We start from the raw sequence: 26,351 nt of genomic DNA on the forward strand, positions 1-26,351 counted from the left end.
TATACTTTTAGACATACTTAGCAGGTTAACTTGTTTTAGAGGGAAGGACATATGCAGCAGAACGGTTACATTCCGGATACAGCGAATGCTATTGCCCGGTACTTCAACAAAGCGGATCTTCCTTCACAGCAAGAGATTTTAGGGCAAATCGTCGTGGAAATTCTTCGCGATGGACGCACCCTTAACCGCAAGACCATTTGCATGAAGCTGCTTAGCCGACTCGAACTCGCCAGCGATGCGCAAGAAGAGAGTCACTACAACACGCTTATAGGTCTGTTGTTCGATCGTTAAGATCGGACATGTAATCAGTACAGATGTCGGGTTATTCAAGTCAATCCTGGCGGGGATAATATTGCCAGCCTCGTAAAAAGCTGGCAATTTTCAGTGGACTGGTCCACCTGAAAACTGATTTTATCCGCTTTTCCGGCGAGGAAGCGCGGCAATCAGAGACGCATTTATGAACAGAAGTGAAACTGAACAATTAACTGACGAGATTATCGGCGAGGCGGTGTTGTCTCTGCTGAGAGAAAAGGGTCCGATTAATTTCAAAGCCCTTATTGCAAGGCTGCGCGCTATGGAAGCGAGTGAATCAGACGGCCAGAGACGTAAAGCCATTACCGGCGTCATTGCTGAAATCAGCAACACCATGTTATCCGGGCAGCGTAAGAACATTCGCGAAAATAAAGAATGGAGCCATGATAATGTGCGTTCGCTGTTTGGAGATAGCCAGCAGTCAGACGCCAGTAAAAAACACTGACAGCATTTAATTATTAATAAATCAATAATGGTATGAGTACATGAGCCAGGTTATGCTTGAAAAATCAAAAATTTATGCAGAGCTGCCTGATACAGCGCTGACGGACTATTTCCGCAACGCTGGCGATATGCTGGCAGAAGAAGCGAAAATACTTGGCGCCGTTATCCGCGAAATTCTTGCCGCAGATGAATCGCTTACCCATAAGGCCATCATCCTGCGCCTGATAAGCGCGATTGAATCAACCAACGATGTGGTGAAAGGCGATGTGATCCGCAAGACGCTGGAAATCGTCGTCGACCATACGATGGACGATATTTGATTTACTCGTTTCCCGGGTGGAGAACAATAAACCCAAGCCGTTTATCGCGGGTTCTGAGGTTTATTGTTCTTCGCTTTCTTTTTTAACTACCCTCTCCGCTCACCCTTATTGCTCCATGTTCCCGATGTTAATCAACTCGCCCGTCGCCATCGACAGCATAAACGGTCGCCAGCCGCCCGGTGGGTCCCATTCGCCTGAGCCGTAAATCACCTCTTCCCTGATGTCATTGATAACAACACCGTCAATGGCGCACTGCGCAGAGCGCCAAATAATGCCTTTATCGAGACTTATTAAGAACGTATAGCAAAAAGTAGTGGCCAGAAACGTCTCGCTTAGCCATGCCGAGCTACTATCCGGCACCGGGTAAAGGTCTCCTGCATAGTCATCCAGAAAATGACTCTTTACCTCATGTGAAGCCAGGTTAAAGAGATGTACATGCTGGCCGTAGAGAATCGCCAGCGTTTCGCTGTTGAGTAATAACTGGCTGAAACACTGCTCCAGTAAAAACCCGTCCTCGTCGGTTCCGACGAAAATGCGCAATATAAGCGCCGGTTCGTTATGGTGAGTGATGAGCACTCTTTTTCTGAATACGCCGCGCTCAGCAAACGGGTTTATCGCTTTTTCAGGTAACTGGCTATCGGTGTACTGAGACTCTTCTAAAAAAAAGGCCTTGAAAGACATGAGATTGCTTCCTGCTGTATTGGATTCCGCGCATTATTAACCGCGATGAGTAAATCGCCAGAATATCAGCGCCGTAACGCTCACCAGCGCACCCATCAGGCAAACGCCCGTCCAGCCCCAGGCGCTGTACGTCAGGGTGGCAAGCAACGCGCCCACGCCGCTGCCTGCAGAATAAAAAAACATGTAAGCGCTCACAAGGCGGCTGGCAGCCTCTGGCCTTGCGGCGAATATCAGGCTCTGGTTGGTAACATGAACAGCCTGAACGGCGAAATCCAGCATAACGATGCCGAGAATAAGCAGCAAAATAGAGGATTGCGCCATGCTTAACGGCAGCCATGAGGCGGCCAGCACGCACAGCGCCAGCCCCGACGTCCGCTGCCCATAGCCCCGATCCGCCCACCGCCCTGCTCTGGAAGCCGCCAGCGCTCCGGCGACCCCCGCAAGGCCAAATAACCCTGTTTGCGTATGGCTGAAAAAATATGGCGCGGCGCTGAGCGGCAATACCAGGCTCGTCCATAAAATGCTGAAACTCATAAAGATAAGCAGCGCCAGGATAGCCCTGATCCTGAGCAGCTTTTCGGTGAAAAACAACAGCGCAACGGAGAGCAATATCTGGCGGTAGGTTGTCTCTGCGCGTTCAGCCCGTTGTGAGGGAAAAACCCGCCATAAGAGGATAGCCATCATAACAATGAGCGCCGCGGAGAGAAGATAAATGGCCCGCCAGCCTGCCAGGTCGGCCAGTATGCCTGCAGCGAGACGCGCCAACAGGATCCCCAGGACTATGCCGCCGGTGACGGTTCCTACCGCCCTTCCTCTCGCCCCTGGCGTTGAAAGCGTTGATGCGCTGGCGACAAAAACCTGCACCACGACAGCCATCAGCCCCACAGCGGTCATGGCGATCAGCAAGGTGTAATACTCCGCCGCAAAGCCGACAGCCGTTAAAGCCACAGAGGAAATCAGCAGCATTCCAGTAATGAGCAGCCGACGCTCAATCAGATCGCCAAGCGGCACCAGCAACAGCAACCCGGCGCCATATCCTGCTTGCGTCGCGCTCACGACCGAGCCAATCGCTTCAGTCGTCACGTGCAGTTCTGCGGCCATCGATGCCAGCAGAGGTTGCGCAAAATAGACGTTCGCGACAGCCAGCCCGCTGGCGACCGAGAACAACAGAATAAGCCAGCCTGGCGCATACGCTTGCGGCGAGCGGGCGCATTGCCCGCTGAAGGAGGTTTCCGGCATAGAAGGTGTCCTTTTGGTTTCAAATTGAAACAAGTTTGTTTTAGCTCACGTAGTTTCAAAATGCAACAAGGTTTATTATGATGCGGGTACACGCCTGGCGATAAAAAGGCATTGCGCTTCGCTCACGCGCCTATACCCATGAGCGTTGCCGGAGGAGAGAGATGAATTACGAAGAGACATTTGTAAAAACGCCATGTCCTGTCGCACGCGCCTGCGCCGTGCTGGGAGATAAATGGGCGTTGATGCTGGTGCGGGACGCCTTCGATGGCATTACCCGCTTTTCCGATTTTCAAAAAAGCACGCTTGCGGCAAAAAATATTCTGACCACCCGCCTGAAAAAGCTCGTCGAGGACGGTATTTTCATGACCCGACCCGCTTCTGACGGCAGTGCTTACCAGGAATATATTCTTTCCGACAAAGGGCGCGCTTTATTCCCGCTCATTGTCTGCTTACGTCAGTGGGGCGAAGCGAACTTATTCGCGCCCGGCGAGACTTATTCCGTTCTGGTCGACAACGAAACCGGGGCGCCTGTGGAGAAAATGCAGGTGCGCAACGTGCAGGGAGAAATTATTGAGGCGGAACAAAGCAGGCGTATCCCGATGACCAAATAACCCTTTTCAGATAAGCCGACATGAACCGTTTCAGAACGCCAGGCGGGAAATTATCTTTGCTGGTGGGTTTTCCTTCGCCCCGATAATTTTCACATGCGTCATTCGCTATCCCCCTCTGGATTTATTTTTTGCAGCTATAGTCAATATGAAGCTGTCGCCAATAAATTTCTTGCTTAAGTGTTAATAAGCGCGTTATCTATAAGAATCGCTAAACTATTCAGAAGTAAAAAAACGTGATCCAAAGCGCACCGCAACAATATATTTTAGATTCATTTTCATGATGAGGGGGTTATATGCTTTTTCCACAAAAACCCGCGAATGAAAAAGAGCGCTTGCAGGCGCTTTATATGACCGACCTGCTCGACAAAAAAGATATGGAACGCCTTGACCGCCTGACGCGTCTCGCCAGTACGGTTTTCGGCGTGCCCACCGCCCTTATCACCCTCCTCGACAGAGACAGGCAGTGGATGATCTCCACCAACGGCTTTCAGTTACGGGAAACCCGGCGCGATGTTTCGTTTTGCGCTCACGCCATTCTTCAGCAGGGCGTATTCGTGGTGCCTGACGCCACTGCCGATCCACGTTTTTTTGATAACCCGTTGGTCACTGGCGAGCCGAAAATTTGCTTTTATGCCGGTTGCCCGGTGCGTTTACCTGGCGGCACGATTGCCGGCACTATCTGCATCATCGACACCCTGCCGCGGGATTTTAGCCCGTCAAACGTGAATACGCTGCTTGATCTCGCCGCCGTTGTGGAAGATGAGCTTTACATTATCAGCATGGCGATGTCGGACAGCCTGACCGGTTTGCCGAACCGGCGCGGCTTTTACCAGACCGGTGAAAAACAGTTCGCCGCGTTAAAAGAGCAAGGTAAAGCGTTTTCATTGCTTTATATAACGATGAATAACCTGGCTTCGATTAATGAATTCTGGGGCCATGCCGAGGGCGACCGGGCCATTAAACTGTTTGCCGCCAGCCTGAAGAAAAGTCTCGAACCCGGCAATACCCTCGCAAGGCTCGACGGCAACCAGTTTGCGGTATTAATTGAGCATAAAAACAAAGCCGACGCGGATAAGTTCTTATGTGATTTCCAGGCGCGTCTGGATGACTACAACCTCCACTCTGAAAAGCCTTTCAACATCAATTACGCTTTCGGCGTCATAGACAGTACGCAACGTAATTTTAAAACGCTGCTGGAAATGGTGACGGAAGGTGATTTAGTCATGCACTCTGAAAACCGGAAGATGAGCAGCAAAATCGGCTGATCGAGAGGGTTTTATTGAGAAAGCGCCTGTTTTCACAGGCGCTTTCTTATTGGCGCGTAGTCTGCACGCCGCTACCAGCGGGTGGCCTGCATATCGATAACAAACCGGTAGCGCACATCGCCCTTCAGCATGCGCGCGTAAGCCGTTTCTATCGCTTCGCCGCCAATAAGCTCAATATCCGCGGTGATATTTTTCTCGCCGCAGAAGTCGAGCATCTCCTGCGTTTCTTTAATGCTGCCGATTGACGAACCGCTGATGCTTAAGCGGCGGAACACCATCGGCGTAATGTCTGGCGACAGATGCGGGCTGTCCGGGATACCCACCAGCACCAGGCGCCCGTTGGTCTTCAGCGCGGCCAGGTAGGGGTCGAGGTCATGCGGCGCCGCCACGCAGTCGATAATCAGATCAAGCGAAGCCCGGCAGGCCGCCATCTGCGCGTCGTCGCGCGAAACCACAACCTGCGTTGCGCCGAGGCGTCGCGCGTCTGCGCCCTTTTCCGGCGACGTGGTAAAGAGCGTCACCTCTGCGCCCAGCGCGCTTGCGAGCTTCACAGCCATATGCCCTAACCCGCCAAGGCCGACCACGCCGACGCGGTCGCCCGCCTTCACGTTGTAATGACGAAGCGGCGACCAGACGGTGACGCCGGCGCAAAGCATCGGCGCCACGCCTGCCAGCGGCAGGTGCTGCGGCACGGAAACCACAAAATCCTCATCAACAATCACATTCTGCGCGTAACCGCCCCAGGTGCTTTCGCCGGTGTACTTATCGATGCCGTTATAGGTTGCCGTAAAACCTGCTTCGCAATACTGCTCTTCCTGCTGTTGGCAGAAATGGCATTCACGGCAGGAATCGACCATCACGCCCACGCCGACGATATCGCCCACTGTAAAGCGGCTTGCCTGCGCGCCGGTTTCCACGACGCGGCCGACGATTTCATGCCCCGGCACCAGCGGATAGCGGCTCACGGCCCACTCGTTGCGCGCCATGTGCAGGTCGGAATGGCAGACGCCGCAGTAAAGGATTTCAATTTTCACATCCTGCTTTTGCAGCGGGCGAAGCGAAATCTGGCGGGTGGAGAGGGGTTGTGTCGCGTCCTGCGCGACTAATGCATTAATTTTCATAGGGCCCTGGAATGAACTGGCTTTAATTCAACGAAGGCGGCAGACTTTAACTAAATGGCTTCTTTATAGATAGTAGTCACCAAATGGTGACCATAAGCGAGGGTATTACTGTGCCAGCATGGGTAGACGGCAAGCTCTTCTTTTACGCTGATTCGCCGCCGCGTAGGCTGATGGATCTTTTTTCTGTCAAGTGGAGCACCATGGTGCTGCACGCGCTTTATCACTGGCCGGAGGGGCGCGCCCGCACTGGCGAGCTACAGCGCAGCCTGCAGGGCATTTCCAAAAAAATGCTATTCCAGACGCTCAAGGAGCTGGAACAGCGCGGGTTAATCGCCCGTCACGTTTATGACGTTATCCCGCCGAAAGTGGATTACCGGTTAACGCCGCTTGGTAAAACGTTCGCAGAGCCAATAGAACAGATGTACCAGTGGGGGCTGGAAAACCAGGCGGCGCTGGATGAAATGGACGCGCTTTACAACGCCCCGACGCACGCGCAGGAGGAGTAGAGCCGCAGCAGCGGCTCCGGGTTAATACGCCCTGCGCAGCTTACCCACGCGGCGGTTAATGGTGATGATAGAAAGCATGGCGACCGTCGCCAGCACTATCCCAACGCCCGTCATGGATGTAAAACCGAAATAGTTAAACAACGACAGCCCGGCAATCCCTCCGGTTAGAAAAGAGAAAATAGTGGTCAGGTGGGTGGTGAGCTGACTTTTTTGCGCCTGCGCATCTTTTGAATAATCGCGCCGCAGCATGGCGACAAAAACGGAAGCGAAAGAGATACCCGCATCGGTAAGCGTACCGGTGATATGTGTGGATCGGACTCTGCCGTTAGAAAGCTGCGTAGATGTTGAATTGTGCAGCCCCATCAAACCGCAAAGCACGGCGATAATTTCACGGTTTGAGGTGAAGGCGTGGTAATAGGTCTCGTAAATGGAAATTGCGGTTAATATAACCCCTTCAGCCAGCAGAATATGACAAAAGACGAGCCGGTTATTAGTGACAATCCCCCAGATAACGATAATACGGGCAAGTATTGCGCCGCAGACAAAGGCGAGAATAATGGCGCCAAAAAAAGCGATATTCTTAAAATCTGTCGTAGAAACTTCGCTGGATAATTGCGAAGTATTGCCGGTCATATGGGAAGGAAAAAAACCAAACGCGCCAAGCGCGATGGCGTTAAGCAGTCCTGCGGCCGTTGCCAGCCACAGCGCCAGTTTCCTGTCCTCAAGATGGGACCGCACTCGTTTAAGTTTAATCAGCACTGACAACCTCCGATTAATGGGTTTTCGCCGGGCCTGAAGACTAATAAAAAGTGGCTGCGCGTCTTTTAAGATATTGCTTAAACAAGCGAATATATCCTGTTAAAACATCATTCTTTTTATATCCTGAATTTTATTTACATTCCGAAGTGAAAATATTTCATCTAAAATACATCATCATGAATAATTTTAGAGTAAAGCGACCGTATGCCAGCCCGGCAATTTGTTTTTATGAAAGGTTTTACTTATGACACACCCCTCATTACCATGAGCATATATTATGCATAAAACAACCAGGCTGATAAATTAACCATTCGCCGTGTGGGGTAATAATGAAAAGAGACGCATTATTGCGGTACGCCCGGGAGCATTTTAACGCGGAACCAGAATATCTCTGGCGTAAATTCCCGGCTTATGCCGTGCTTCGGCACCAGAGTAATAATAAATGGTTTGGCGTGATAATGAATGTGCCTGGCCGCAAACTGGGGCTTAAGACAGACGATGAAACAGACGTGCTGGTCATTAAGGCTCGCCCTGAGCACATCGGTTCGCTACGCCAGAAAGAAGGCATTCTGCCCGCTTACCATATGAACAAAGAGCACTGGATAAGCGTGCTGCTCTCCGGCCCGCTTCCTGCGAAAGCGGTTTATGAGCTGCTTGCTGAAAGTTACGCGCTGACGGCCTGATTATCGCTTCCCTGATAGCCCGCCCGGCTTGCGCCGTGCGGACTTTTTGTTGAGATAAACGCCTGCGTACAAACATCAACTGTTCAGCACTGAACCAGACAGGATTGGCCGGTTTGAGTCAGAAAATAAGCCTCTGTCAGAGCCGGTATAAATACCGACTGGCCGGCGCGAAGCCTCATCTCCTCACCGCGGGTATCGCGCAACGTAGTGAGGCCTTCAAGCACAAGTAAAATTTGTGCGCTATCGACTTCAATACGTTTTTGCTGACAGTTCCCCATCACCGAGAAACGAAAATCCTCTACGGGAACAGGATAATGACGGTCAGTTCCAGCGGTATCAGCGGCCAGCTTTAAGGTGTGTTCATGCGTTTCACTAAAAACCGTACAGTTAACTAACTCAGGTACGTTGATTTTTTTCGGTGTTAACCCTGCGCGCAGAACATTATCGGAGCAAGCCATCACTTCGACGGCGGTGCCGTGCACATATGCATGCAATGTCCCGGCCCGCAAAAACATGGCTTCGCCAGGCTCAAGCGTTATGCAGTGTAAAAACAACGGCGCCAGGATGCCGATATCCCCCGGATAGTCCTGCTGCAAGCGGATAAGAAATTCCTGTAAATGGACAAAACCGCCAGCCTCAAGGCTCTCTTTCAGTTGCTGGAGGACATTGCTTTTCGCCTGCGGCGCAAGCTGCATCAGGCAGACAAAGAAGCGCTTAAACCCGTCGGCGTTCAGGTTGGTGCGAAATTCCGCGAGCGCGGGCATGAGTTCAGGCGAATTGAGACGCAGAAAATGATTCACAATTTCAGGATAAGGACGAAAACCATTCATCGCCATAAAAGGCGTAATAGCATAAACCAACTCAGGTTTATGATTCGCATCGTTATAATCGTCTCCGGCTCGATTCCCTTGCCTTGCATAGCCCTCTTCCGCCTGACGTTTATCAGGATGAACCTGAAGCGAAAGCGCGGTTTCTGCCGCCAGTATCTTTACTAAAAACGGTAGCTGGCCAACTTTTTCCGCCGTTCGCTCCCCTAAAACAGTTTGAGGGGATTGCGCAATCGCGTCCTGTAAGGAAATAGAAACCGCACCGATTTCGATTTCGGAACACCCTGCCGGATGCGCCCCCATCCAGATTTCAGCCTGCGGTTGCTCATCCGGGTTAGGCACGCCAAACAGCGCATTCAGGGCCGTTCGGCTGCCCCAGGCATAATTTTTAATGGTGTTTCTCAGACGATAAAATGAGGCCATCATTTTTTGCCCTTTATAAAAGCGCCGGGAGTAAATCCGTTAGAGGTGGCCAGTTCCGCAAACCAAAGGGCGTTGCGCTTGATTTGCCGCTCTCCGGTTTCCAGATCCAGTCGCCAGAAACCGTATCGACGTTTAAAGCTATTTATCCACGACCAGTTATCAATAAATGTCCACTGGTGCACGCCAAAACAGTTCGCGCCCGCGCTGATGGCGTGATGGAGCTGTTCGAGATGTTCTTCCATTAATTCGATGCGAAAGGTGTCATCAATAAACCCATCAGCCTGAACAGGGCCTTCTGACTGTAAATCCATGGCGATACCAATTTCAGCGAGATACCACTTAATATTGCCGTAATTATCACGGATGCTGCAGGCTATATCATAAATCGCCTGCGGAAAAATCTCGTTATTATCGCGATAGGGATTAAAGCGCCCGTCAGGATCGCTGTAATTTTCAAAATAATATTCGGGCGTAAAGTAATCGAGAACATAGGGACATTCACGCGCTTTAACCCGACGCGGCACGTAATAATTAACACCAAGGAAATCTACCCGCGACCCGGTTATCAGGTCGACATCCGCTTTCTTCATTTCAGGCAGACAATGATGGGTTGCCAGAATCTCACATAATTCCTTCGGGAATTCATGCTTAACCAGCGGGTCCAGGAAACTGCGATTAAACAGCAGATCGGCATACCACGCCGCTTTTTTATCCTCTTCGCTGTTATTTCGGGTATACGAGGGGGTTAGATTAAGCACCACGCCAATTTCACCCGGCAGTTCAAGTTCTCTGTACACCTGCACCGCTTTCGCATGCGCCAGCATAATATTGAACGCAACCTGCGCCGCCAGTTTGCCGTCTTTTTTGCAAGGATAATGGAAATCATAAAGATAGCCGCCTTCAACAGGCACAATCGGCTCATTAAAGGTGATCCAGTATTTGACTTTATGACCAAATAGCTCAAATGCCGTCCGGGCAAATCGGGCGAAAAGCGCCGTCACATGGGTCGATTCGAAACCACCATACTGCTTTTGCAACGCCTCCGGCATGTCGAAATGATAAAGATTGATCATGGGCTCAATGCCGTTGGCAATCATCTCATCGAAGTAGTTATGGTAGAACTGAACGGCCTCAGGGTTCGGTGCACCGGTTTCAAAATTATCGATAAGCCGTGACCACTGAATAGAAGTGCGAAACGAGTTGAATCCCGTTTGCTTCATCAGCGCAACGTCCTCTTTATATTTACTGTAGGTTTCACATACCTGCTGCGGACCAATCTGCTGGAAAAAGCGGTTGGGTTGTTCTGCGAACCAGCTATCCCAGATAGAACGGTGCGGCTTATTCGCTATGCCTTCCGTCTGTGGGCCTGACGCCGCTGCGCCCCAAAAAAAACCTTCCGGAAATTGATACCGATTCATAATGGCTCCTGAATGAAAAAAGGCTGCCCGAGGAGGGCAGCCAAACAACTACTCTGCAGTGACTTCAATTGATTTGATGAACATATAGCCCCAGTCGCCGGAGAACTTACCAAAACTGATGGTGTTGTCCCCTGCCCTGAGCGCGACCGGAACGTCCATGGTCTGGCCCTGCTCATCCGTTGGCGGGAATTCAATGCTAATCGGCGTTCCGCCGTTCACAATGAACGAGTTTTTCTTGCCACCCCATTTGCCGTTAAATTTCACATGCAGGGTAAATTTGCCGTCCCAGGGAGCGTTAACCCGCCAGCTCACGCTGTCCCCGTCATGAGCGAAAGGCCCAAGGAAACCGTCTTCTCCGATGGCCAGGGTATCTTTATCGCTTTTAGTGAAGTTAAGTTTCCCCTGGCTAACGTCCAGGGTCCCGCCGCTAAAGTTGCAGTAATCCGCAGGTCCAGGCCCCGCCGCAGGTTTCACGCTGACTTTCATCGTCTTGCTGCTTTTCAGCAACCCATCGTCAGCCGTAAAGGTCAACGCATACTCACCCGGTGCTGAGAACCAGACGCGGGTTTCCGCTTTGCTGCTGTCACAAAAGTGAACGTTATTCCTGCCGTCATGGCTCCACGCCACGCTGACCTTCGGCTCAGGCAAATTATCATCCTGCCAGGCCGCATTGAGCTGGACCCCTTTATCAATAGTGGTAGAAAGCATGTCCTGCAGCGTAATAACCGGGGGAAGGTTTTTCTGCGTATGCTCCAGGCGAATCACGTTTGAAGGAACAGACTGACCACTCTCATTTTTAGCGATAACCCGATAGTAGTAAGTCTTACCTGGCGTCAGGCTGCGATAGTCATCGCGGAAAAGACTCATTTTCGCTGGATCCCACTCATTTTTGCCGTCGGAGAGATCCTTGCCGACACGGGTCCACGGCCCCTGCGCCTGCGTCGCTCTTTCCACGTCGTAATAACGCCCGACGGGAGAGCCCATCCAGTTAATGGCAAATGGCGAGTTGCTCTCGCGCAGCTTAGGCGCTTGCGGTACCGGCAGCGCAGGCGCCTCGCTCAGACCTGCCATTTGCGCCGAAGCGGTTCGCACCAGATTGACTACCTCCATCTCCTGGTTCGCTTTCCCCTCGACCGGGAAGCCTGGCAGATGGTAGCTATAGTGGCCGGTATACTCTTTGTGCCAGTAAAAACCACCATCATGGCGATGACCGCGAAAACCCCAGATAAAGCCACCTGCGGCCTGAGCGCCATTGACCTCGGTGTGCACAATTGACTGCATGATAGCGTTGAGATCTTTTTGATCGAGCAAACCAAATTCGCCCACCAGATACACTTTTTTGCCGCCTATCGCCTCCAGATCTTTACGAACCTGCTCGGGATGGTTGTTACCGGCGTTGGTGTAATAGTGATTGCTGATAATGTCCACGTTCGGATCGTTGAGCGCGAAATCATTCACCTTTTTGTAGGTACCATCGACGATAAGCTGATGGGGTGCCCATTTACGGATCCAGGCTGCGGTCTGATGCAGAAAATCGGCGTTAGTGTTTTCCAGCTCATTACCCGTTTCCCACGCCATGATCGCCTTTTCATCGTAGTAATGGCGTCCAGTGATAGAGTTAGTACGGGTAATGACCTGGCGGATCACGTCCTGATAGGCCAGGTAGGTTTTACTGTCTGTCCGATAAAAATCTTCCGGCTTTTCATCATAAAACGCGGCCAGCTGTTCCCGGCCCCCCACCACCACCAGTGATCGATAAACGGCAGAATCAGGCGTAACCCCTGTTTATCCGCCTCGGCAATCATGTTGTCATACACTTTCATTGCTGTTTCATTCAGCCGCGGCATCCCGTCCGGGGTTGCCGGAGCCAGGATATGCGTTTCACGTCCGCAGGCTGTATCATTTTCCTGCTGAACAGAAAGCACATACACGCGCTGTGCTTTAGCGCCTGTTTGCACCAGCGCTTTGATCCAGTTCTCTTGCTCTTCGGCAGTAGGCCATTTGAAATATTGCCCCCACCCGCGCGGATCGGCCTTGCAGGTTCCTCGCGCGTCATCTTCTATGCGATGCAGCTCCGGGGCGTGGATCCCGGCAAAGCGAAAGAGCCGGGCGCCATCTTTTAACGCTGCGCCATCACGAGTAATAAAATGTTCAAAATGGGATTGCTCCGCCGCACGTGCTCCCGCGCTTCCCAGCGCGGAGAGTAAGGAAACCATCAGGAGTTTTCGAATCGGGAAAGCCATCTGTTTTCTCCTCAGAACCAGACTTCAGCCTGCACACCAAAATTCAGCGTGTCAGTTTCGCCGCTACGGGAATAGGCCCCCGGGCTAAGAGTACCGGTGCTCCAGTCGTAATTTCTGTCCATCGCATCCGAGACGCCTTTATCCCATTTGGCATAGGTGGCAAAGAATCGCAGCTGCGGACGGGTCCAGAATCCAGAATCAAACGTCAGCGTCGGCGCGATGGTCACCTTGGTCAGGCCCCCTTTCCCTTTACCGTTCACCCCCATGTAATTTTTATCATCCAGATATTCGTAACCCACCTCATATTGCATGGCGAAGTTCTTCGTTATCTGATGATACGGACGGATACCCGCAACCCACATGGAGCGTCCCCAGCCGTCATCATCGCTGGTCCACCAGCGGTAGTTTTTGTCTTTCTGATAAAACGCGAAGGTCGACACCTCGACTTTGCCCAAACTGGCCATGCCATCAAGAATCACGCGCCAGGACTGAGTATCTTCAAGGTTTGCCCAGCCCCAGCCGTTTTTCCCCAGCGAGTCCGCTGCGGCGAGGCCTTTGCCATACTGGAAAACGATGCGGGAATAGCCGTCAGTCAGGCCATAAAAGCTGTCAACGTTATACAGCGCCGTCACGCCGTAACCTTTCTGTGCAGCGGTGGGATGATTTTCGTTGCGGTTCATGTGGTGGCCGATAAGCTCAACGTCCAGCCCGGTCCCGCCAATTTTTTTGAACCACAGATTAAGCGAGTAATCGTCGGGGTATCCCTGATCCCCCAGAGCCACCGGATAGGCTTTGGCTTCATCAGTGGTTGTAAAGGCATAAACGCCGGCATCAAAGCGCGCAAAGCCTAGATCCAGATTGTCAAAGCCGCCCCCGGTTCCGTTGTACTGAATATATTCCCAGTCGAACTGGTGGCTGGAAAGGTTAGAGCTGCTGTAGCGTTTACCCGCCCAGAACGTCATGTCCGGAGCGAAATCAAGATTTGATAACTCCGCAAAACCTTCCCGGAACTGGGTTTCTTTACCGTCATCGTCGGTACAGTTCCAGTCAGCGGTACATTTGGTTTGATGCGTCAGGTTTGCCTGAACACGGGCGACCGTACCGGAGTCCGATTTCAGCGTAACCGTCGGGATCAATTCGATTTTGGTATCTTCTTCGTTACCCAGGCGCCATTTACCATCCGGCATCAGTCCCACCGAATCTACCCGGTTGCCATCGGTATTAGCGAGAATACCTGACCGTAAATAGCCATGAAGCGCGAAATCATACTTTTCATCGGCGCTGGCGTAGCCGCTGATGACAGTGAGGGTTATCAAGGACAGAGGTATTGATTTAATTAACGTTTGCATAGATTCCCTTTGAATTTTTATTTTCACGGTTAAACGTGCACGGGAAATGTAAGGATCAAAAAAGGAAATGTACATCCACAAATGGAAAGCGCTTTCCATGTTTGCCGGATTGAATCACAAATTTATTATCCAGGAAGAATTTTTTGTGATTAACATCACGAAATAATCTTCTGCCCAGCGGGAATGGGCAGAGACAAGAAGGCGAGGATTATTTTTCCAGCTGCATCAGCTGACGTTCATGAACCTTGAAGAAAGGACGATAGAGCATCCAGGCATTGAGAAAGGCGAACAGGCACATGCACATGTTTTTCCAGCTACCGTTCGCCGACCATGCCGCTCCCAGCGGTGAAGGCATCGACCACGGCAGCATAGCTACGGCCCTGTCGAGCACGCCAAGTTGCGTAAAATACCATGCTATACAGGCGTTTATGAGTGGAACAAAAACGAACGGCAGTAAAAAAACCGGGTTCATAATGATGGGGAAACCAAACAGTATCGGCTCATTAATGTTAAATAACGAAGGCAGCAGACCAATTTTTCCAACACTCTTCAACTGCCTTGAGCGGCTTCGCATCGCCATAAATACCAAAGGCAGCGTAGAGCCTATGCCGCCAATCAGCAGATAAAAATCCCAAAATCCTTGCAGATAGATATGGGGCAATACCGCCTGCCCGGCCGCCAGGGCCCGCTGGTTTTCAAACAGATACGTTAGCCAAAAAGGGTTCATGATGCCCGTAACGATCAATGCGCCATGGATACCGACAAACCACAAAAGATTACAAATAAACAAGGAGATAAGCACTGCTGTGAGGGTATCCGACGCCACGATGAGGGGGCGTAGTGTTTCGCCAAGTAGCTGTGGCAAAATTTGTCCGGTCGTCTGAAGCATCAGGGTATTCATCACACTGATGGAAATCATGATCACCAGCAGCGGTATAAGCAACTGGAACCCGTTTCGCGTCATGACCGGCACTTCGTCCGGCAGGCGGACACACCACCCTCTTTTATAAAAAAATCTTATTATTTCAATGGAATAAGCGCTTGAAATTAGCGCAGTAAAGAGCCCCATACCGCCCAGAAAAACATTCGTTGCGCCATTATCCCGAAATCCTATGAACATCAAAAACGAGAGGCATCCGGTTAGTCCGCACAGCCGTTCAGGCAGTTGATACTGCTTGGCAAGGCTGGCGCTGGCGCCAAAGGCAACAATTAACGCCACCAGCCCAAGCGTGAGTTCAAAGGTTGGCAACAGTATCGGACGCAGCAGCAAATAAAAGTGCGCAAATGGCGAAGCGCTTGAAATAGCAAAGGGTGGAAACAGCAGTGGCACCATCAAACTTCCCACGATTACAAACGGCATGGCAAGGGTGAAGCCATCTCTCATTGCTGTAATATGTTGATTTTTAGTAATTAAATTCGCCGCAGGCGTGAGGCGTTGCTCAATCAAATCCACAGCAACATTCATTAGATGAATGTTCATAACTCGACCTTTTAGTTCGTGAATAGCCGGGATGATCGCGCACATTTGGGCAAAGTGAAAGATTCACTCAGGTGATCGCGGTCACAATTACCTTATCCGCAAATGGAAAGCGCTTTCCGTTTTGTTCCACGATGACTATATTCCAGCCATTCGTTCAAAGGAGACGTTATGAAAAAAATCATGTTGTGTTGTTCCGCCGGGATGTCCACCAGCCTGCTGGTGAAAAAAATGGTTGATGAAGCGCAAAAGCGTGGCCTGCAAGCGGAGATCAACGCGTATGGCGTTGCCGAATTTGCCGAGCAGGTAGGTCACTACCAGGTCGTACTGCTTGGACCGCAGGTAAAGTACATGCAAAGCGATCTTCAGAAACAAGCCGATAAATACGGGATCCGTGTCGAGCCTATCAACATGATGGACTACGGCATGCAAAAAGGGGGCGCCGTTCTCGATTTCGCCCTCTCCCTGATAGATAACAAATAAAAAAGGGAAACCCCATGAGCGCTCTGTACGCGAAACTTATCCAGGTTATTGAACGGAAGATTACTCCGATGGCGGGCGCCGTCGGGCAGCAAAAATATGTGACCTCAATCCGTGACGGCTTTATCACCGCACTGCCGTTCATGATTGTGGGTTCCTTTATGCTGGTGTTTATTTTCCCCCCCTTCTCGCCCGACACATCCTGGGGTTTCGCCCGGGCATGGCTGCAATTCTCGCTGGATCACCGTGAAGCCCTTATGCTTCCCTTCAATTTCAGCATGGGAATTATGACTATCTTTATTTCCGTCGGGATTGCCGCGAGCCTGGCCAAACACCACGATCTGGATTCCCTGACTGCCGGCATGCTGTCTTTAATGGCCTTTTTACTGGTCGCCGCACCGCTGAAGGATGGGCAGATTTCAACGGCCTACTTCTCCGGTCAGGGGATCTTCACCGCCATTCTGGTTGCTATCTACTCCACGGAACTGTACGCCTTCCTTAAGCGGCACAATATTACCATCCGTCTGCCGCCGGAAGTGCCGACCGGGGTTGCGCGCTCATTTGAGATCCTCATACCGGTGCTGGCAATCGTCGTCACCCTGCACCCGCTGAATCTGTTTATCGAAGCGCAACTGGGGATGATTATCCCGGAAGCGATAATGTCGCTCGTGAAACCGCTTGTTGCCGCATCCGATACGCTCCCCGCAGTACTGCTCTCTGTGCTGGTGTGTCAGGTTCTCTGGTTTGCCGGTATCCACGGCGCGCTGATCGTCACCGGTATTATGAACCCCTTCTGGATGGCAAACCTCTCCGTCAACCAGGCGGCAATCGCCGCAGGCGAAGCGATCCCTCACATCTACGTTCAGGGGTTCTGGGACCATTACCTGCTAATCGGTGGCGTTGGCTCGACACTGCCGCTGGCCTTCCTTTTACTGCGAAGTAAAGCCATTCATTTACGGACTATCGGACGTATGGGCGTGGTGCCTGGGGTATTTAATATTAACGAACCCATTCTGTTTGGCGCCCCCATCATTATGAACCCGCTGTTTTTCCTGCCATTCGTGCTTGTTCCGATGGTCAACGCCACATTGGCCTGGTTTGCTCTGGATCTCGATTTAGTCAGCCGTGTGGTATCGATGACGCCGTGGACCACGCCCGCCCCTATCGGCGCTTCATGGGCTGCCAACTGGAGTTTTAGCCCGGTGATCCTGTGCCTGATATGCATGGCGACATCTGCCGTAATGTACTTCCCGTTTCTGAAAGCTTACGAAAAGCAACTTCTGGAACAAGAGCATGAAAACGCGGTTGAGCACGCAGAAGATGCGGCTCAATCCGCCTGATAGCAGAACGCAGAGGTAAAAATATGGAATTAGAAGAACAAGTTATGGGCATCATCATCAACGCGGGTCAGTCGCGCAGCCTGTGTTATGAGGCGCTCGGCTGTGCTAAGCGCGGTGATTTTGACGCCGCGGATGCGCGCATGAAAGAGGCGACGCACTATGCCCGCGAAGCTCACCTGGTTCAAACGAAGCTCATTGAAGCCGATGAAGGCGAAGGGAAAACCAAAATGACGCTGGTGATGGTGCATGCCCAGGACCACCTGATGACCTCCATTCTGGCCAAAGAGCTGGTGACGGAGCTTATTGAAATTTACCGGACACGCCCGTACCAGGCATAACGATAACAGAGAGGCTGCGGCCTCTCTTTTGGCAGAGGATCGCATGCACTATCTTGGACTTGATATCGGCGGCACAAAAATGGAGGCCGTATTGCTTTCGCCGCAAGGGGATTACCTCTGGCGCAAGCGCCAGCCTACGCAGAAAGAGAGTTATGCTGCTTTTATGCAGCATCTGGTTGGCCTGATTAACGACGCTCGCGCGGTTAGCCCCGAACCTTTCAGCGTGGGGATCGGGCTGCCGGGCGCAATCGACCCGCAAACGGGGCTTATCAAAAACTGCAACTGCCTGGTGCTTAATGGCCACGATCTGAAAGCCGATCTGGCCGCACGCATCCGCCAGCCGGTGTGGATAGCCAACGACGCCGATTGCTTTACTCTCTCGGAAGCGGTAGATGGCGCAGGCGCGCAGGCAGACACCGTGTTTGGTGTGATAATCGGAACAGGCTGTGGCGGCGGCGTCGCCGTACGCCAGCATTTATTACAAGGCCCAAACGCCATTGCCGGTGAATGGGGACACAACCCGCTGCCGGGCTACGCGCCAGCGTTTGACGGACCCGCGCAGCCCTGTTATTGCGGAAAGTACAACTGTATCGAAACCTTTATTTCCGGTACCGGCTTTGCCCGTCGTTTCCCGGGGGGACTGACGTCACAGGAGATTATAAACGCCGCAGAACAGGGAAATCCGCAGGCCCGCGAGCACTGGCGGCATTTTATCGATGCCTTCGCCCGCAGCCTGGCGTCTGTCATTAACATTCTGGATCCACAGGTCATTGTGTTAGGCGGTGGGTTATCGAATGTCAGCAGAATATATGAGGAGCTTCCTGCCGCGATTGTTTCCTGTCTCTTTTCCGAAACCTGCCACACGCGCATTGTTCCGGCGCGCTTTGGCGATGCCAGCGGCGTTCGTGGCGCAGCCTGGCTTCCCCGGCTGAACGCGCGGTGAACATGACCTTGACGACGGGCGACGGGACGATTCTTCGGGAGGGTTATGTTAAGATGATAAAAACTCACCACGCAGAAAACGCTATGCCTACGATTGATGATGTATCACGATTAGCCAATGTTTCCAGAGCAACGGTTTCCCGCGTGCTGACAGGCACCCGGGGGGTTCGCGAAGAGAGCCGTGAAGCGGTGTTAAGGGCAGTAGAAGAACTTAACTACCGCCCGAGCTTTGCCGCGCAAAACCTGGCGAGTCAGTCATCAAGCCATATCGGCGTGGTGCTTTCCTCACGTGATGAGAGCAGTGGCGCACGCATACTTCCCGCACTGGCGCGCGCAATGAAAGCGCTCAACAAAACGCTCATCGTTCAGTATGTCGATAACGACATCGAACATGCCGCCTCGGTGGATGACTTACAGCGGCAATGCGCCGCTGTTGTGGTGTTCGGACCGGTTGTACCGGGTAGCGGCGATAACGTTATCTCTTTTGACCGGCCAGTGGTCGATGCGACAAGTCAGGGCTACGATTTCGCCTTTGCCACGGAGAGCGCCTGCCGCTATATGATAGGTAAAGGCCATCGCAGCATAGCGCTGGTAATCGATAACGAGACGGACGACGCAAGCAAGCGAATGGTGGAAGGCTATCGCAACGTATTGCAGAACTACTCTTTTCCGTTTAATCGCCAGTTAGTGTTAACGGCCAATGAGAGCGTCGAACGCGCGCTGTTAACGCTTATCAATAGCCTGAGCAAATTCTCCGCTATCGTGGTGAAGCGGGATGCTTACGCCGCAGAAGCCATGCGCCTTTTCCGCGAATTCAATATTGCCGTGCCACAGGAGGTGTCTCTTCTTAGTCTTGAGGATTCCCCGTTGGCCACGCAGTTATATCCGCAGCTAACCTGCATTTCCTGGCCGATGGAACCCCTGCTGAACCAGTGCGTACAGCGTATTAAGAGCCTGGTTGAGGGCCGTCCGCTTCGCGAAACGGAACGACCACCGATCATTGGTAAGCTCACACCTCGCCAGTCGGTAATGGAAATGAGTTAACCGTTTTTCAGGAGTGATATATGAATGCAGTCCAACTGTTAAGTACCGTAGCCTTGCTTTTTGTGGCGTCCTGGCGGGTTTTTGCGCAGGATTCAGGCTTGCCGCTGAAAGAACAGGTTAATACGGATGAAGGCACAATCTGCGTTTATGAACGCACAGATCACCGTGAAAAGAGGGTAATTCCTGTTGGTCAAGCGTGCCCGAAAACGTCACCCAAAGATAACTAATATCAGTGTGACGTTTAATCGTGCTGCCGAGGTATATCGCCTCGCTTTTCTCACTATCGCTCTTAATATTCACTTTAGCTAAGCGGCTATTTGACGCCCTTTCATCCTGTCGGCCAGCTTTTGGCTAAAATTCGGAAATAACGAAAAACTGGCGCCTTAACGGCTCGTCGTCAGACAACGTATTATATTAGGTTTACACATAAAAAGATGATGGGCACAGGCGGCCGTTTATTAAGACAGATGAGCGGACAGGAAGCGTAACGGGCCAATGAAAATCAGCGACGGAGCAGGAGCATCGATATTATACAGGCTCCAAAAGTTTCGAATTACCTACAAGGCCTCCTGTTTTTTATGAATCCCCCAAAAAGGGGCGAAATAATCAGCCAGCACTCAAACTTATACGCACAGCCACTATTGCTCATTTTCCCCGCCCCTTATTAGCTATAGCAGGATCGTTTTATCGCCAGCGCGCAATCAAATGTAGATATGGGATAACCCTTCAACTTTTGGTTTCTATTAAATCTTTTTTTAATCTAACCCTCTGTTATTAAAGCCTTCCCCGCCATTGCAACGCCTGATAAACCATCTTCCAAAACTCCGCGCTCTTTAGGTTTAGAAGCGTTGTTTCATGCGCTTTACGTAGCGCGTCATATATAAGCCGCCACGCGATTCGGGTCATGGTTTAAAATCTAATGGCACATTCTGAAATAAATTATAGACGCGTTCATTTGGCGGTTCTGGCAAGTCGGCTTCTTTAATCGCCGCGATGGCTGCTTCGCATAGTGGCGGATCGCCGCCTTCGCTTCGAACATCATTAAGCGAGCCATCGGAATTTAATGCCAGGCGTAACATGCAGCGGCGACCATGATAACTATCGATATCTTCAAATTCCTTGATAATGGCGTTACGGATTCCGGTTGTATAGGCCTGAATATCGTTGTTAATGCCGACGTCAGCTTTCTCCGCGCAGCCCGTTAAGCAGGCTATTATGCCAACGATTACATATTTCATCTGTACTTCCCCACACTTGAAATAGTTTTCAGCGAGCATAGTAACCCTCAAGGAACGTAACAATCCTTCATTCGACGTAAACGGCGATTAAATGGTTATCTCCCGGATTAACGTACTTTGCGGCAAGGCCAGCCCCATGCAGCGCAAAATTCAGGTGTTTACATTATCCATACGTCATATCGGCCAGCAGTTCAAAGGTAGCTGCTTCGACTTATTAAAATGCCCCTTTACCAGGTAATGCCTTATCACTCCCTTCCCCCACTTTCACTCCGCGAGTGAAACTCTTACCTTCCGCCGCGGCTATTTCCCCTCGCCTGCTACCCTTAGGATTGGCAACACCCCTTACACAGCAACTGAGGAACAGAGCATGGAACAGGAAATCACCGTAGTCGCAACCATCACCTCCAGCGCCAGCGCCGTACATCTTGTCGAAGCGGCGCTTATGCAGGTGGAAAGAGAGGTTCAGGGCGAGCCGGGCTGCAAACAGTACGCGCTGTACCGTAACAACGAGCAGCCGAACCAGTTCGTGATGCTTGAGCGCTGGGCTTCCCGCGAAGCGATGGAAGAGCACGGCAAAGGCGAGCCGTTTTTACGCTTTATGAAAGCGATCGACGGCCTGGCCGATCTCAGCGTCACCACGCTTACGAAGGTATCGTGATGGCTGAACCCATTCGTATTGGCTATATCGACCTGTCGTTTCATCAGGCAAGCGCCCTTGAAGTCGGGCGCATCCTGCAAACGTTTGGTCATGAGGTCATCTATAACGCCGCCCCGCATGAGGCCGCTTTTGAGCGGCTGGGCCGGGGAGAAAGCGATATTTTTGCCTCCGCGTGGCTCCCTTCAAGCCATGAGGTTTACCTGGCGCCGATGCTTGATGCGGTGGATAAGCTTTCGGTGATTTATGAGCCTTACTGCATCTGGGGCGTGTCGGATTATGTGCCTGAAGAGGCGGTTTCGGGGGTGGAGGATCTGCTAAAAGCGCCAGCCCTGAGCCGCATGGAAAGGCTTATCCAGGGCATTAACCCCGGCGCCGGCATCAGCCGCTTCTCGTCGCAGATGATTAAGGCCTATGGGCTGGATAGCGCCGGGTATTATTTTGAGCCAGGCACCGAGAGCGACTGCTTTGGCCGCTACGAGCAGGCGGTCGCCGCCAAAAAATGGGTGGTTATTCCCCTCTGGCACCCGCAGTTTCTGCATAACCGCTACGCCATCCGGGCGCTGAAAGAGCCCAAAGGGCTGCTCGGCGTGCAGGACGAGGCGACGCTGCTGGTGCGCAAAGCGGCGCGCAAGAAGATAAATCCCGCCGCGCTGGCTGCGCTTTCATCGCTTTATATCGGCAACGCCAGGCTGAGCGCGCTGGAAGACGACCTGCGTAAAAGCGCTGCATAGCGCCACAAGGGAGGCGTAACGGCTTCCCTTTTCAAAAAATAAACCTCTGTTTATCAATGTAATAAACCAAAAACCGCATTTTCCCTAAAAAGATAACTTGCAATCAAATAGCGCACTATTTATATTCCTCATCACGAACTCAGCAACACGTCAGTCGTAAATACATTTAAATAGCGCACGATTTAATAGCGAATAATCAGGAGGCACTACCATGAAAATCAAACAGACTATCCTTGCCGCAACCTTAGCCGCCGTCTCCACCAGCAGCTTTGCTGACCAGCCGTATGCCGACCATCGCGTTCAGGCGTTTCTCGACGCGCTGAACAGCAGCGGCGGCAAACCGATGGAACAGCTCTCCCCGCAGGCGGCCCGCCAGGTGCTGGTCGACGCGCAAAAAGGCGCCGCGCTTCCCCCTGCCGACGTCAGTGAAAAAACCATTCAGGTTAACGGCCAGCCTGTCCGCCTGAACATCGTTAAGCCGAAAGGCGCTAAAGGCATCCTGCCGGTCTTTATGTTCTTCCACGGCGGCGGCTGGATCCTGGGCGACTTCCCGACTCATGAACGCCTTGTCCGCGACCTGGTGGTGGGCTCAGGCGCAGCGGCGGTCTTTGTTAACTATACCCCGTCGCCGGAAGCGCATTTCCCGGTCGCCATTAATCAGGCTTACGCCGCCACCCGCTGGGTTGCCGAGCATGGCGAGGAGATTGGCGTGGACGGCTCCCGTCTGGCGCTGGCGGGCAACAGCGTGGGCGGCAACATGGTGGCGGCCGTCGCCCTGCAGGCGAAGCAGAATCACACGCCCGCCATTCGTTATGAAGTGATGTTCTGGCCGGTCACCGACGCGAACTTTACTACCGGCTCTTATAACCAGTTCGAGCAGGGGTATTTCCTGACGCGCAACATGATGAAATGGTTCTGGGATGCCTATACCACCAAAGAGAGCGACCGCAATAGCATTCTCGCCTCGCCGCTGCGCGCAACGACGGAGCAGCTGAAAGGCCTGCCGCCGACGCTTATCCAGACGGCGGAGCTGGACGTGCTGCGCGACGAAGGCGAAGCCTTTGGCCGCAAGCTGGATGCGGCGGGGGTTGATGTCACCGTCACCCGCTATAACGGCCTGATTCACGACTACGGCCTGCTGAACGCCCTGAGCACGGTGCCGGCGGTACGCACCGCTATCCTTCAGGCCTCCACCGAGCTGAAAACTCACCTGAAATAATGTTTTCTGCGGCCCGGCGCGCTATGCGCCGGGCGCTGTGTTGATTTTCACTCGGTAAGTGAAAGTGTTACCGCTCCGGCCCGGTGTTTCCGCCGCCGCAAGCGGCCTATTCTTACCCTCAAGCAAGGCAATGAATGAACCCCTTGCCTGAAAAATCAATCACCTGATGATATTTACTATTGAGGATAAACAAGATGAAAACCGTAAAATTCGCCATCGCCGCCCTTTCTCTGATGACTTCCGTAAGCTTCGCGCAGAGCATCAGCGCCACCGCCGCCACCATTGACGACGCAGAAGCGCAAATCGCGCAACAGGCCCGCCAGGCAGGCGCGTCCTATAAAATCACCGAAGCGTTTAACGGCAACCAGGTGCATATGACGGCTGAACTGCAAAAATAAGCCTGAGAGAAGAAACCCGGCGCAGCGTTTGCGCCGGGTTTTTATTTTTCAGCCGCCTGTACGGCGTTAACGCGAAAAGCGGGATGGGTGCGCAGCAGGCCGGTAATCGCTTTCAGATGGTCGCGAAACGCGCCGTGAAGCTGGCGAATAGCGGGCGAGAACTGCTTGCGGTGCGGGCATATCAGGCTCAACGGCGCGGCTTCGCCAGGGTGCTGCGGCAACAACACCTCCAGCCTGCCCGCCAGCACGTCGGCGCTGAGGTCAATCCAGGATTTATAAACGATCCCCATCCCTTCCACCGCCCAGCGGCGGGCCACGTCCGCATCGTCACACAGCAGGCGGCTTTTCACATGCAGCTGGCGGCGCATGCCGTTTTCCGGAAAGCTCCATTTATCATAAACGTGGCCGTTCATTGTGAAGAGCAAACAGTGGTGCTGCGCCACCTCGTCAAGCGTCGCCGGTCGCCCGTGTTTCGCGAGATAATCCGGCGAAGCGGCCATAACCCGGCGGTTATCCTCCGCCAGCGGCAGCGCCACGTAGCTGCTGTTCTCCAGCGCGCCGTAGCGGATAGCCACATCCACCGGGTCGCGAAAGACGTCGCTTCGCTGGTCGGAGAGAAACAGGCGCAGCGAAATTTTCGGGTGCTGTTCGCAAAACGTCGTGATGAGCGGCAGCAGAATGTTGCGGCCAATATCGGACGGCACCGCCACTTTCAGCTCCCCCTGCAGCTCATCCTCATTGTTGTGCAGGCTTTCCGCGCCCGCCTGTACCACCGCCAGCAACTCCTGGGCGTAGGGCAAATACTTTTCCCCTTCGGCGGTCAGGCGCAGGCTGCGCGTAGAGCGCACAAACAGCCGCTTGTCGAGGTCGCGCTCCAGCCGGTGCACCGCGGCGCTCACCTGGCCTGGCAGTAGATCCGCCTCGCGGGCGGCGTTAGAAAAGCTGCCAAGCGCAGCGGACCTGACAAACAGCGTGACATCTTCCAGCCGAATCATCTTTTCTCCCGAACCTTTAGCCCTACAGCCGTCAGCAGCGGGGCCAGCCTGCCCGCGATGACCCGCCGCTTTTGGTAATTATTTGAAAGGATTATGGCGCTTTCTGGTAAGCCCCTCAATGGCGGCATGCGCGGCGCGCCGCGTTTTGATTTTCACTGCAAAAGAGAAAGTGCTGCTCGTTTACGCCGGTTTTTCTCTGTATCCCCTGGCAGTACGCTGCGTATCACCGGCGGCAAAGGCCGCCTTCATCCTTAAATAAGAAGAGAGACGCCATGAAAGCCATCGTATACAGCCAGAACGGGTTACCTATCTCCGATGCGAAATCCCTTTATGAAATGGAGCTGCCGAAGCCGCAGCCTGGCGCCCATGACCTGCTGGTGAAAATCCGCGCGGTTTCGGTGAACCCGGTGGATACGAAAGTCCGCGCCGGTTCGCCCACCGACAAACCGCGCATTTTGGGCTGGGACGCCGTCGGCACCGTCGAGGCCGTGGGTGAAAACGTCACCCTGTTTAAGCCAGGCGACGACGTGTATTACGCAGGCTCAATTACCCGCCCCGGCTCCAATGCGGAGTACGGTCTGGTGGACGAGCGCATCGCCGGGCATAAGCCCGCAAACTTAAGCGACGCCGACGCCGCCGCGCTGCCGCTCACCTCGCTCACCGCCTGGGAACTGCTGTTCGACCGCCTGGAAGTGAAAGACGGCGAAGGCGACGCGCTGCTTATCATCGGCGCCGCCGGGGGCGTCGGGTCAATACTCACCCAGCTTGCCAGCAAACTCACCGGGCTTACGGTTATCGGCACCGCCTCGCGCCCGGAAACCGCGGAGTGGGTGAAATCCCTCGGCGCGCATCACGTTATCGACCACACCCGCCCACTCACCGACGGGCTGCGCGACATCGGCATTACGCAGGTACGCTATGTGGCGAGCCTGACCCATACTGATAAACACTACCCGCAGATTGTGGACGCGCTGGCGCCGCAGGGCCGTCTGGCGCTGATTGACGACCCGGAAAGTCTGGACGCCGTGCCGCTCAAACGCAAAGCCGTCTCGCTGCACTGGGAGCTGATGTTCACCCGTTCGCTGTTTAACACGCCGGACATCCGCCGCCAGAGCGACATTCTGGAAAATGTTCGCCGCCTGATTGAAGACGGCACGCTGAAAACCACCACGGGCGAGCACTACGGCAAGATCACCGCCGAAAACCTGCGCCGCGCCCACGCCTTTATCGAAAGCGGTAAAGCGCGCGGCAAAATCGTGCTGGAAGGCTTCTGATAACGTCGCCGGGCGC

General features: G+C 53.0%; 28 protein-coding genes and 1 pseudogene. 18 read left to right on the top strand and 11 right to left on the bottom strand.

The genetic code is table 11. The features are described 5' to 3' along the window. The first annotated feature begins 51 nt into the window (after positions 1-51). The 3 genes from ycgZ (at position 52) to MT962_RS08965 (ending at position 1,076) form a co-directional block, all read left to right on the top strand. Positions 52-291, top strand: coding sequence for a regulatory protein YcgZ (ycgZ, locus tag MT962_RS08955; protein ID WP_247365423.1), 240 nt, complete (start codon positions 52-54; stop codon positions 289-291). 166 nt (positions 292-457) lie between these two features. Beyond that, positions 458-757 (top strand): hypothetical protein, encoded by a 300-nt coding sequence (locus tag MT962_RS08960; RefSeq protein WP_024557959.1) that lies wholly within the window; start codon positions 458-460, stop codon positions 755-757. A gap of 52 nt (positions 758-809) precedes the next feature. Continuing rightward, complete coding sequence (locus MT962_RS08965; protein ID WP_024557958.1) at positions 810-1,076, top strand: biofilm development regulator YmgB/AriR family protein; 267 nt, start codon at positions 810-812, stop codon at positions 1,074-1,076. 105 nt (positions 1,077-1,181) lie between these two features. On the opposite strand, the gene MT962_RS08970 is transcribed toward MT962_RS08965, so the two are convergent. Together MT962_RS08970 and MT962_RS08975 are read right to left on the bottom strand one after the other, a co-directional pair. Next, complete coding sequence (locus MT962_RS08970) at positions 1,182-1,757, bottom strand: hypothetical protein (protein ID WP_247365425.1); 576 nt, start codon at positions 1,755-1,757, stop codon at positions 1,182-1,184. Between the two features lie 36 nt (positions 1,758-1,793). Further along, positions 1,794-2,996, bottom strand: coding sequence for an MFS transporter (locus MT962_RS08975; RefSeq protein ID WP_247365427.1), 1,203 nt, complete (start codon positions 2,994-2,996; stop codon positions 1,794-1,796). Between the two features lie 161 nt (positions 2,997-3,157). Between MT962_RS08975 and MT962_RS08980 the strand changes: the two genes are divergently transcribed. Both MT962_RS08980 and MT962_RS08985 read left to right on the top strand, forming a co-directional pair. Further along, on the top strand, positions 3,158-3,607 hold the full coding sequence (locus MT962_RS08980; RefSeq protein WP_247365428.1) for a helix-turn-helix domain-containing protein: 450 nt from the start codon (positions 3,158-3,160) through the stop codon (positions 3,605-3,607). A gap of 293 nt (positions 3,608-3,900) precedes the next feature. Continuing rightward, a complete protein-coding gene (locus tag MT962_RS08985; protein WP_024557954.1) occupies positions 3,901-4,872 on the top strand; it encodes a sensor domain-containing diguanylate cyclase in 972 nt (323 codons plus the stop codon). A 71-nt stretch (positions 4,873-4,943) separates the two neighbouring features. Here the strand turns inward: MT962_RS08985 and MT962_RS08990 are convergent, their stop codons facing one another. Beyond that, the gene (locus MT962_RS08990) at positions 4,944-5,993 is read right to left on the bottom strand and encodes an NAD(P)-dependent alcohol dehydrogenase (protein ID WP_247365429.1); all 1,050 of its coding nucleotides are present in this window, start codon (positions 5,991-5,993) and stop codon (positions 4,944-4,946) included. A gap of 110 nt (positions 5,994-6,103) precedes the next feature. On the opposite strand from MT962_RS08990, the gene MT962_RS08995 reads away from it, so the two are divergent. Continuing rightward, entirely contained in the window at positions 6,104-6,499 is a 396-nt protein-coding gene (locus tag MT962_RS08995; protein WP_024560919.1) for a helix-turn-helix domain-containing protein, read from the top strand. Between the two features lie 21 nt (positions 6,500-6,520). Here MT962_RS08995 and MT962_RS09000 read toward each other — a convergent pair whose 3' ends face one another. Then, the gene (locus tag MT962_RS09000) at positions 6,521-7,258 is read right to left on the bottom strand and encodes a YoaK family protein (protein WP_024560918.1); all 738 of its coding nucleotides are present in this window, start codon (positions 7,256-7,258) and stop codon (positions 6,521-6,523) included. A 329-nt stretch (positions 7,259-7,587) separates the two neighbouring features. On the opposite strand from MT962_RS09000, the gene MT962_RS09005 reads away from it, so the two are divergent. Further along, positions 7,588-7,941, top strand: coding sequence for an MmcQ/YjbR family DNA-binding protein (locus tag MT962_RS09005; protein ID WP_048888630.1), 354 nt, complete (start codon positions 7,588-7,590; stop codon positions 7,939-7,941). Positions 7,942-8,024: 83 nt separating this feature from the next. On the opposite strand, the gene manA is transcribed toward MT962_RS09005, so the two are convergent. The 5 genes and pseudogenes from manA to MT962_RS09030 form a co-directional block, all read right to left on the bottom strand. Continuing rightward, positions 8,025-9,194 carry a mannose-6-phosphate isomerase, class I gene (gene manA, locus MT962_RS09010; protein ID WP_247365430.1) on the bottom strand — a complete coding sequence of 390 codons (1,170 nt, stop codon included), beginning with the start codon at positions 9,192-9,194 and terminating at the stop codon, positions 8,025-8,027. After that, positions 9,191-10,609, bottom strand: coding sequence for a glycoside hydrolase family 1 protein (locus MT962_RS09015; RefSeq protein ID WP_247365491.1), 1,419 nt, complete (start codon positions 10,607-10,609; stop codon positions 9,191-9,193). Before MT962_RS09015 ends, manA begins: the two co-directional genes overlap by 4 nt. A gap of 48 nt (positions 10,610-10,657) precedes the next feature. Continuing rightward, positions 10,658-12,852, bottom strand: a pseudogene (locus MT962_RS09020) (CBM35 domain-containing protein). An 11-nt stretch (positions 12,853-12,863) separates the two neighbouring features. After that, complete coding sequence (locus MT962_RS09025; RefSeq protein WP_247365431.1) at positions 12,864-14,201, bottom strand: carbohydrate porin; 1,338 nt, start codon at positions 14,199-14,201, stop codon at positions 12,864-12,866. A 208-nt stretch (positions 14,202-14,409) separates the two neighbouring features. Further along, complete coding sequence (locus tag MT962_RS09030; protein ID WP_024560912.1) at positions 14,410-15,681, bottom strand: PTS transporter subunit EIIC; 1,272 nt, start codon at positions 15,679-15,681, stop codon at positions 14,410-14,412. A 168-nt stretch (positions 15,682-15,849) separates the two neighbouring features. Between MT962_RS09030 and MT962_RS09035 the strand changes: the two genes are divergently transcribed. From MT962_RS09035 to MT962_RS09060, 6 genes are all read left to right on the top strand, one after another. Next, entirely contained in the window at positions 15,850-16,161 is a 312-nt protein-coding gene (locus tag MT962_RS09035; RefSeq protein WP_024560911.1) for a PTS sugar transporter subunit IIB, read from the top strand. Between the two features lie 14 nt (positions 16,162-16,175). Continuing rightward, positions 16,176-17,498: a PTS sugar transporter subunit IIC gene (locus MT962_RS09040; protein WP_247365432.1), complete on the top strand. Its 1,323-nt coding sequence runs from the start codon at positions 16,176-16,178 to the stop codon at positions 17,496-17,498. After that, entirely contained in the window at positions 17,498-17,836 is a 339-nt protein-coding gene (chbA, locus tag MT962_RS09045; RefSeq protein ID WP_268743929.1) for a PTS N,N'-diacetylchitobiose transporter subunit IIA, read from the top strand. Before MT962_RS09040 ends, chbA begins: the two co-directional genes overlap by 1 nt. A 43-nt stretch (positions 17,837-17,879) precedes the next feature. Next, the gene (locus tag MT962_RS09050) at positions 17,880-18,779 is read left to right on the top strand and encodes an ROK family protein (RefSeq protein WP_024560908.1); all 900 of its coding nucleotides are present in this window, start codon (positions 17,880-17,882) and stop codon (positions 18,777-18,779) included. Positions 18,780-18,862: 83 nt separating this feature from the next. Continuing rightward, entirely contained in the window at positions 18,863-19,822 is a 960-nt protein-coding gene (locus MT962_RS09055; RefSeq protein WP_029591786.1) for a LacI family DNA-binding transcriptional regulator, read from the top strand. A 20-nt stretch (positions 19,823-19,842) separates the two neighbouring features. Continuing rightward, a complete protein-coding gene (locus MT962_RS09060) occupies positions 19,843-20,049 on the top strand; it encodes a hypothetical protein (protein WP_247365433.1) in 207 nt (68 codons plus the stop codon). 675 nt (positions 20,050-20,724) lie between these two features. Here MT962_RS09060 and tolA read toward each other — a convergent pair. After that, positions 20,725-21,060, bottom strand: coding sequence for a cell envelope integrity protein TolA (tolA, locus tag MT962_RS09065; protein ID WP_247365434.1), 336 nt, complete (start codon positions 21,058-21,060; stop codon positions 20,725-20,727). A 367-nt stretch (positions 21,061-21,427) separates the two neighbouring features. Between tolA and MT962_RS09070 the strand changes: the two genes are divergently transcribed. From MT962_RS09070 to MT962_RS09085, 4 genes are all read left to right on the top strand, one after another. After that, positions 21,428-21,718: a putative quinol monooxygenase gene (locus tag MT962_RS09070; protein ID WP_029591788.1), complete on the top strand. Its 291-nt coding sequence runs from the start codon at positions 21,428-21,430 to the stop codon at positions 21,716-21,718. Further along, the gene (locus MT962_RS09075) at positions 21,718-22,449 is read left to right on the top strand and encodes a glycine betaine ABC transporter substrate-binding protein (RefSeq protein WP_247365435.1); all 732 of its coding nucleotides are present in this window, start codon (positions 21,718-21,720) and stop codon (positions 22,447-22,449) included. The genes MT962_RS09070 and MT962_RS09075 overlap by 1 nt, the downstream gene beginning before the upstream one ends. 211 nt (positions 22,450-22,660) lie before the next feature. Beyond that, a complete protein-coding gene (locus tag MT962_RS09080; protein ID WP_247365436.1) occupies positions 22,661-23,668 on the top strand; it encodes an alpha/beta hydrolase in 1,008 nt (335 codons plus the stop codon). A 194-nt stretch (positions 23,669-23,862) separates the two neighbouring features. After that, on the top strand, positions 23,863-24,066 hold the full coding sequence (locus tag MT962_RS09085) for a YdgH/BhsA/McbA-like domain containing protein (RefSeq protein ID WP_188723676.1): 204 nt from the start codon (positions 23,863-23,865) through the stop codon (positions 24,064-24,066). Positions 24,067-24,107: 41 nt separating this feature from the next. Here MT962_RS09085 and MT962_RS09090 read toward each other — a convergent pair whose 3' ends face one another. After that, positions 24,108-25,061 carry a LysR family transcriptional regulator gene (locus MT962_RS09090; protein ID WP_024557945.1) on the bottom strand — a complete coding sequence of 318 codons (954 nt, stop codon included), beginning with the start codon at positions 25,059-25,061 and terminating at the stop codon, positions 24,108-24,110. Positions 25,062-25,333: 272 nt separating this feature from the next. On the opposite strand from MT962_RS09090, the gene MT962_RS09095 reads away from it, so the two are divergent. After that, on the top strand, positions 25,334-26,335 hold the full coding sequence (locus tag MT962_RS09095; protein WP_024557944.1) for a zinc-binding alcohol dehydrogenase family protein: 1,002 nt from the start codon (positions 25,334-25,336) through the stop codon (positions 26,333-26,335). The last annotated feature ends 16 nt before the right edge of the window (positions 26,336-26,351 follow it).

This window comes from Franconibacter sp. IITDAS19, assembly GCF_023079515.1.
Lineage (GTDB): Bacteria > Pseudomonadota > Gammaproteobacteria > Enterobacterales > Enterobacteriaceae > Franconibacter > Franconibacter pulveris.

Coding starts and splice junctions, on each gene's coding strand:
- ycgZ (WP_247365423.1), top strand. CDS start 52: ATGCAGCAGAACGGTTACATTCCGGATACAGCGAATGCTATTGCCCGG.
- MT962_RS08960 (WP_024557959.1), top strand. CDS start 458: ATGAACAGAAGTGAAACTGAACAATTAACTGACGAGATTATCGGCGAG.
- MT962_RS08965 (WP_024557958.1), top strand. CDS start 810: ATGCTTGAAAAATCAAAAATTTATGCAGAGCTGCCTGATACAGCGCTG.
- MT962_RS08970 (WP_247365425.1), bottom strand. CDS start 1,757: ATGTCTTTCAAGGCCTTTTTTTTAGAAGAGTCTCAGTACACCGATAGC.
- MT962_RS08975 (WP_247365427.1), bottom strand. CDS start 2,996: ATGCCGGAAACCTCCTTCAGCGGGCAATGCGCCCGCTCGCCGCAAGCG.
- MT962_RS08980 (WP_247365428.1), top strand. CDS start 3,158: ATGAATTACGAAGAGACATTTGTAAAAACGCCATGTCCTGTCGCACGC.
- MT962_RS08985 (WP_024557954.1), top strand. CDS start 3,901: ATGCTTTTTCCACAAAAACCCGCGAATGAAAAAGAGCGCTTGCAGGCG.
- MT962_RS08990 (WP_247365429.1), bottom strand. CDS start 5,993: ATGAAAATTAATGCATTAGTCGCGCAGGACGCGACACAACCCCTCTCC.
- MT962_RS09005 (WP_048888630.1), top strand. CDS start 7,588: ATGAAAAGAGACGCATTATTGCGGTACGCCCGGGAGCATTTTAACGCG.
- manA (WP_247365430.1), bottom strand. CDS start 9,194: ATGATGGCCTCATTTTATCGTCTGAGAAACACCATTAAAAATTATGCC.
- MT962_RS09015 (WP_247365491.1), bottom strand. CDS start 10,609: ATGAATCGGTATCAATTTCCGGAAGGTTTTTTTTGGGGCGCAGCGGCG.
- MT962_RS09025 (WP_247365431.1), bottom strand. CDS start 14,201: ATGCAAACGTTAATTAAATCAATACCTCTGTCCTTGATAACCCTCACT.
- MT962_RS09030 (WP_024560912.1), bottom strand. CDS start 15,681: ATGAACATTCATCTAATGAATGTTGCTGTGGATTTGATTGAGCAACGC.
- MT962_RS09035 (WP_024560911.1), top strand. CDS start 15,850: ATGAAAAAAATCATGTTGTGTTGTTCCGCCGGGATGTCCACCAGCCTG.
- MT962_RS09040 (WP_247365432.1), top strand. CDS start 16,176: ATGAGCGCTCTGTACGCGAAACTTATCCAGGTTATTGAACGGAAGATT.
- MT962_RS09050 (WP_024560908.1), top strand. CDS start 17,880: ATGCACTATCTTGGACTTGATATCGGCGGCACAAAAATGGAGGCCGTA.
- MT962_RS09055 (WP_029591786.1), top strand. CDS start 18,863: ATGCCTACGATTGATGATGTATCACGATTAGCCAATGTTTCCAGAGCA.
- MT962_RS09060 (WP_247365433.1), top strand. CDS start 19,843: ATGAATGCAGTCCAACTGTTAAGTACCGTAGCCTTGCTTTTTGTGGCG.
- tolA (WP_247365434.1), bottom strand. CDS start 21,060: ATGAAATATGTAATCGTTGGCATAATAGCCTGCTTAACGGGCTGCGCG.
- MT962_RS09070 (WP_029591788.1), top strand. CDS start 21,428: ATGGAACAGGAAATCACCGTAGTCGCAACCATCACCTCCAGCGCCAGC.
- MT962_RS09075 (WP_247365435.1), top strand. CDS start 21,718: ATGGCTGAACCCATTCGTATTGGCTATATCGACCTGTCGTTTCATCAG.
- MT962_RS09080 (WP_247365436.1), top strand. CDS start 22,661: ATGAAAATCAAACAGACTATCCTTGCCGCAACCTTAGCCGCCGTCTCC.
- MT962_RS09085 (WP_188723676.1), top strand. CDS start 23,863: ATGAAAACCGTAAAATTCGCCATCGCCGCCCTTTCTCTGATGACTTCC.
- MT962_RS09090 (WP_024557945.1), bottom strand. CDS start 25,061: ATGATTCGGCTGGAAGATGTCACGCTGTTTGTCAGGTCCGCTGCGCTT.
- MT962_RS09095 (WP_024557944.1), top strand. CDS start 25,334: ATGAAAGCCATCGTATACAGCCAGAACGGGTTACCTATCTCCGATGCG.